Below are 6,305 nucleotides of genomic sequence, written 5' to 3'. Positions count from 1 at the left end.
AAAAAGTCGGCAAGACCTGGCACAGGCTAATGCTCAACTGCGTGACTATGCCCTTCGGATTGAAGATATTGCTACGCTGCAAGAACGTAACCGTATTGCTCGGGAAATTCATGACTCCTTAGGACATTCTTTAACTGTATTCAATTTACACTTGGAAGCGGCTTTAAGACTATTACAATCTGACCCTGCTGAAGCCAAAGAATTTATCTTAGAAGCGAAACAACTCGGGAAAACTGCTCTGAAGGATGTACGTCAATCCGTTGCTTCCTTGCGTTTAAATCCGTTACAAGAGCAATCTCTAGAAAATGCGATCGCATCCCTAATCGACGACTTCCAAAAGTCCACAGCTATCTCACCTACATACCATCTTAACCTAAAGCGTTCAATCCCTGGCGACATCAAAATCGCAGTTTACCGTATTGTCCAAGAAGGGTTGACAAATATCTTTAAATATGCTAAACCTACTGAAGTAGACATCCAAATTAAGACAGCAACAGATTTACAATTAATTATTAAAGACAATGGCATTGGATTTTCCCTAAACCAGAACACAAGCGGTTTTGGTTTACAAGGAATGCGAGAACGCACCCAAGCCTTAGGAGGAACCTTTAAAATTGAAACAGCACCAGGAGCTGGCTGCAAAATTATCGCTCATTTTCCTTTACCAAAGGTTTAAGCTATAGCGTTTGCAGTTGAGATGTAACCATATCGCAAAGGGAACAGGGAACAGGGGAAAGAGTCCTGATTTTTATTTAAAAATCAAAAAATATCATACAGGTTTACCTCTCAATTACAAACGCTATATCTAGCAATTATAGATGAATTTTGATAATTTTTTACCTACTCCCTACTCCCTACTCCCTACTCCCTACTCCCTACTCCCTAAAAATAAGTACCTCACAGAATTGACAACTACTATATAAGTATTCATCCTTGATGATTCGTATTTTACTAGTAGATGACCAGAGTCTAATTCGGCGTGGATTAAAAGCCTTGCTGAAGTTAGAAGAAGACTTACAGGTAGTCGGTGAAGCCGAGAATGGACAAACGGCAATTAGTTTGGTAAAAACTTTACAGCCAGATGTTATACTAATGGATATTCGGATGCCTGTGATGGATGGCGTGGCTGCAACTCGGGAAATTTGTCAGCAATTCCCAGATACAAAGGTATTAGTACTAACTACTTTTGATGATGACCAGTACGTTACCCAAGCCATACAGTGCGGAGCAGCCGGATATTTGCTGAAGGATACCCCTCCCGAAGAATTAGCCCAGTCAATTCGAGCTGTCCAAAAAGGTTATACTCAGTTAGGCCCTGGTATAGGCAAAAAAGTCGCTACTCAAATGCGAGACCCAACTCCGAGTCCACCTCCGGGTTGGGAGGAACTAACTCCCAGAGAGCAGGAAATTTTACGACTAATTGCTACCGGTGCTAGCAACCGAGAGATTGCTCAGACGTTGTATATTTCTGAAAAGACAGTGAAAAACCACGTTACTCATATTTTGAGTCGGTTGAATGTACGCGATCGCACTCAAGCAGCCATTTTAGCAAACTCTATGTTGGGGTATTTTAGTGATAATTGATTATTGAGCTAGCATTTGTAAGCAGTCAGCCGTCAGCTGTCAGCTGTCAGCTTTATGAATTCCTGACAGCAGACCTAACAGAGATTAAACGAATGCTTACCTGTTTTATTCAAAAGCTCGCACCTAAAGTAGCACTTATAAATATCTCATGAACAATCTTGCTGATTTCTGATAACATCAAAAATAGGAGATATTTATTATTACTGCTCCCCACTCCCTACTCCCTAATCCCTACTCCCTTTGCTATATATGAGTTCCTATTCTCAATCTGAAACTTTGATAATTGCCTACTTTTTTGGCGCTCTTCTCGCTATCACCGTTATGGTTTACTTGCTCAGAGGTTTTGGTATTCTTACCTTTATTCCTGGTGGTATCCTGTGGCTACTGATCTTGTTATCGATTGGTACAGGACTAGTTTACGGGGTTCAGAAAACTCGACGTTATTAGGGGAATAGGGAGTAGGGAGTAGGGAGTAGGGAGTAGGGGTAATAAAATTGACTGTAGCTTAGCTATCAGCATTTCGGGTATCAGCGTTTTGAGAGTTTTCCGTGAATACTCATGTACTAGCGACTTTCAGTTGATATGATCTCACGATAATTACCCTTAATAAAAATTTCCCCATCTCCCCATCTCCCTATCTCCCCACACCTCCCAGCCTCCCTACCCTCCCCGCGCCTCCTTAATTATGGGTATTCAACCAGACTTGAGATAAGTCTAAATATCGGTAAGGATTGACCCTAGTACGGCACGACGGAAATAAAGATACTGTAAGCATTCAGCGGTCAGCCGTGAGCCAAAGGCTCACGCTTCGCGAACAGCCGTCAGCTTTCTGTGGTCAGCCGTCAGCTTATTTTATTCAAAAACTGTTCCCCTAGCGTGGCCAAGAGCTTACCGTGGCCATAGGCCAAGGCCAAGCGTGTGCGTAGCGCATAACCTGAGAGCTAAGAGCTGATAGCTGAATGCTGATAGCTGAATGCTTACAAGATACTATTGAAAAAAGCGAAAGGCTTATATAATAATAATTCTGCTCAGGGCTGATAGTTGAGGGTCCAGGGCCCGTCCGCTGAGGGCTGAAAGTAGAATTTATTGCGAAAATCCTTGACTACTAAGTGGTTATAGGGAATAGATTTAGGTTAATCTTGAACAAAAGTGAGGTAAAGACAATCAACATGGAAGCTATTGAACTGGAAGTCAGCCAACTAAAATTTTTACTGAAGCTACTGAGCAAACCGGATTATCGGGCATTGATTACCGAAGCGAAACCCAATTCTAAAACCTCAGCGGGGGAACGAGATCGAATTTGTCGGGAGTTATGCGATCGCAATTTGATTGACTCTAATCAAGAAATCACCAAAATTCAGATCACTGATGCAGGCAAGGAACTCCTCAACCAAGATCAGGCTGAAGTACCAATGAGCACGAAAGAACGCAAAATTATCAAAGCCTGTGAAACAGAACCGACTACTCCCGCCAAAACAAACGTTAAGCCTGCTAAGACCCGCAAGGAAATCATGGAAGGTTTGATAGAACGGGGTTATATCACAGTAGCAGAAACTAAATTCAAAGATGTCTGGATTACTGAAACCGGTATTGAGTACCTATTAAATAATTATAAACCCGTTGGTCGTGGCAATATCAATCTGTCTAAAACCATGTTAGCGGATTACATCGATTTCCTGCGGAAACAGCTGCCAAACTCAACCAGTACAATCTCAGAATCAGATGGAAATTCGACTGCCGCTCTAGTCAATCCCCCTAATCATGAAGAAATATTACAAATTATCAAGAATTTAGACCAGGAACTGGGTACGGAAAACTATTTGCCACTGTTTCATTTGCGCCAAAAGTTACAACCGCCTTTGTCTCGGGAACAATTAGATAAAGCACTGTATAGCTTGCAAGCAGAGGATAAAATTGATATGAGTGCTTTGCAAGAAGCTAACATGTATACAGAGGAACAAATTGAAGCTGGTATTCCTCAAAATACCGGGGCTAGGCTATTTTTCATTATGGTGCAGTAAATTATGATACTAAAGATAGGATAATTGATAGTATCATACAATAACCTGAGGCTGCCTTTTTGTTAATCCTCTATCCTTGTCCACTCTATAGAAGATGGAATTAAAGAGATGGCAACGATCCAGGAAATAATTAAACAAGCCCTAAATCCCTTTGACCCCGTGACCTTTGCTACGGGTAATTTTTGGGAAGATCCAGAAAATTCAGCCCTTAAGGATGTCGAATCGATTCATCAACATGAAATTAATCAGATAACCACCACCCTCAGTGCGGTGACTCAAGACCATCGACCCCGCACTATCTTACTGGCTGGTGATTCGGGTTCGGGGAAAAGTTATCTATTAAAACGGCTCAAACAGCAGCTCAATCAACAAGCATTCTTTGCTTATATCGGTCCTTGGGCAAATAGCGATCGCATCTGGCGCTATATCCTTAGGGAAACTGTTGACAGTATGCTAAAAGTCCCAGAAGGAGAACAAGAGTCTCAGTTGCTGCTGTGGCTAAAGAGTCTCCCGGCCTTTAAAAAAACCGGTTGGCTGCTGAATGAGCGAAAACGGTTTATTGCTGACCTCAGAGCTAGCTATCCAGGGGGAATTCATAGAGATAAAGAATTTTTTGGAGTGCTCTATGACCTCACTAATCCAGAACTGTATCACCTAGCTTATCAATGGTTAAGGGGAGAAGATTTAGATGAAGAGGACCTGAAAACCCTTGGGGTCAGAGGGTCTATAGATAACGAAGACGATGCTCAGAACATCTTAATCAACTTCGGGAGAATTTCGTCATCCACCAAGCCGATTGTGCTGTGTTTTGATCAATTGGATAATATTCCTCGTTTGCCCGATGGTTCTCTGGATCTACAAGCGCTGTTTAATGTCAACTCTACCCTTAATACTCGCTTTCCCAATAACTTGTTGATTATTATTAGCATAGTCACTAATACCTGGAGAAGGAATCATAAAAAAATTCAACAGGCTGATATCGCTAGACTTAATCCTAAAATTAGGCTCAAAAACATTACCCTAGAGCAAGCCGAATCGCTCTGGGCAAGCCGACTCTATCCGTTACATCAGCAAGCTGAACCAAAATCCACCTCACCGATTTACCCTTTAACTCGGCAAGACTTAGAACAAGAATTTCCTGGTGGCAAAACCACTCCCCGCCAGACCTTGAAACTAGGAAATCAGCTAATTCAAAGGTATAAAACTCAGGTAGTTAACTCAGAGTTATCAAGGATTGACTTAATTAGTGAGGATACCGAGGGAGTTAAGATTTCAGAGCCATCAACGATTGACTTAATTAGTGAGGATATCGAGAGAGTTAGCATTTCAGAGCAATCAAAAACTGAGTCAACTACTAAAAAGGATACCGCTGGCGAATCAATACCAATAGAAGACAAACGCCTAGCCTCATTTAAATTAAAGTGGCAGAAAGAATTTCAAAAGACTGAGCAGCAAATTACCAGAATCCAAGATATTGATGAATCGGAATTGATTGGGATGTTACGAGAGGCATTAGAAGCTCTGGAGGTTAGGGGGATTAAACCAAAATTTTTGTCCAGTAGCAAAACCTTTGCCAGTTATTCCCTAAGTTACCAGCTGCCATCACCTCAAGGACGGATCGGAGTAGTCTGGGGAGAAACTAGTAATGGTCGCAGTTTCTATCATCTGATGAATGCCTGTGATAACGCTATAAAAAGCAATCGCTGCCAAACCTTATACCTAATTCGCCATACAAAAATTAGCATAAAACGTGATACTAAAGGGTACAAGCTCTACAGCCAACTATTTAATGGTTATGACCATCATCACCTCAAATTAGACGATATCTCCTCTGTCCATTACTTAGCCACTTATCATACCTTAGTTAATGGGGCTTGTTCCCAAGACTTAGTTCTTGCTGATAAAACAATAACACTGGAAGAGTTAAAGGATCTAATCCGAAAATCGGGAATTTTGCAGGATTGTCCTTTACTAAAGGATTTGAATATTTTTTCGATAGCAGATAATAAAGTCCCCCTTAATCCGGTTAAAGAATTTGTGTTAAATGTGCTCAAACAAGACCAATTAATTGGTCTTAAGGTTTTAATTGAAACTACTCACCGTCAATTTAATCGGCTCAAAGAAATAGAAATTAAACAACAGATTAAGGAACTTTGTCAGGAAAATGAACTAAAACTTATCCCTGTGGATGGTTCCCCAGAAACACAATCAGTATATTTGGTACCTTGAGTTTAAGCATAAGCGCTACGCGCACGCTACGCGAACAGCAATCAGCAATCAGGCCAATTCAAGTAGGGTGGGCAAAGTAATATAATCTAGAATGCTCAAAACAAGCAAACTGTTTTTGCCCACCCTACAAGCTAATGAACTACATCACAGTAGGGTGGGCAAAGTAATATAATCTAGAATGCTCAAAACAAGCAAACTGTTTTTGCCCACCCTACAAGCTACAAGCTCTGTTCCCTGTTCCCTGTTCCCTGTTCCCTGTTCCCTAAAACCCAAGAATTTGTACCTAACCCGATTGAAAACTGCTGTATCATTCTACCATAGCAAAAATTCGGATAACAAGCGCCAATGTACCTGAATCAACCGGCTCAGCTTCGAGAGTTAATCCTTAATTTATCAGCAGCCAAAATTCTGTGGTTAGATACAGAAGTGGCTGACTGGAATACCCCTAATCCGATTATCTCTGATTCAGGA

5 protein-coding genes are annotated in these 6,305 nt (G+C 41.3%); all 5 read left to right on the top strand.

Features of this window, described 5'->3' with window-relative positions:
• A partial coding sequence (locus tag F6J94_RS28030; protein ID WP_293046398.1) for a sensor histidine kinase occupies positions 1-676 on the top strand: 676 nt, incomplete at its 5' end.
• 260 nt (positions 677-936) lie between these two features.
• On the top strand, positions 937-1,584 hold the full coding sequence (locus F6J94_RS28025; protein ID WP_293022019.1) for a response regulator transcription factor: 648 nt from the start codon (positions 937-939) through the stop codon (positions 1,582-1,584).
• A 1,139-nt stretch (positions 1,585-2,723) separates the two neighbouring features.
• A complete protein-coding gene (locus F6J94_RS28020; protein ID WP_293046396.1) occupies positions 2,724-3,605 on the top strand; it encodes a hypothetical protein in 882 nt (293 codons plus the stop codon).
• 108 nt (positions 3,606-3,713) lie between these two features.
• A complete protein-coding gene (locus F6J94_RS28015; RefSeq protein ID WP_293046394.1) occupies positions 3,714-5,834 on the top strand; it encodes an AAA family ATPase in 2,121 nt (706 codons plus the stop codon).
• Positions 5,835-6,012: 178 nt separating this feature from the next.
• Positions 6,013-6,189 (top strand): hypothetical protein, encoded by a 177-nt coding sequence (locus tag F6J94_RS28010; RefSeq protein WP_293046392.1) that lies wholly within the window; start codon positions 6,013-6,015, stop codon positions 6,187-6,189.
• Positions 6,190-6,305: the final 116 nt, after the last annotated feature.

The sequence above is a fragment of the Moorena sp. SIO1F2 genome (genome assembly GCF_010672755.1).
Classification (GTDB): Bacteria; Cyanobacteriota; Cyanobacteriia; order Cyanobacteriales; family Coleofasciculaceae; genus Moorena.
The sequence above is the reverse complement of the archived record's forward strand: the minus strand, read 5'-3'. Positions and strand labels throughout refer to the sequence as shown.

Excerpts from the sequence above, each read along its gene's own strand:
- F6J94_RS28010 (WP_293046392.1), top strand. The coding sequence starts at position 6,013 with ATGCTCAAAACAAGCAAACTGTTTTTGCCCACCCTACAAGCTACAAGC.
- F6J94_RS28015 (WP_293046394.1), top strand. The coding sequence starts at position 3,714 with ATGGCAACGATCCAGGAAATAATTAAACAAGCCCTAAATCCCTTTGAC.
- F6J94_RS28025 (WP_293022019.1), top strand. The coding sequence starts at position 937 with ATGATTCGTATTTTACTAGTAGATGACCAGAGTCTAATTCGGCGTGGA.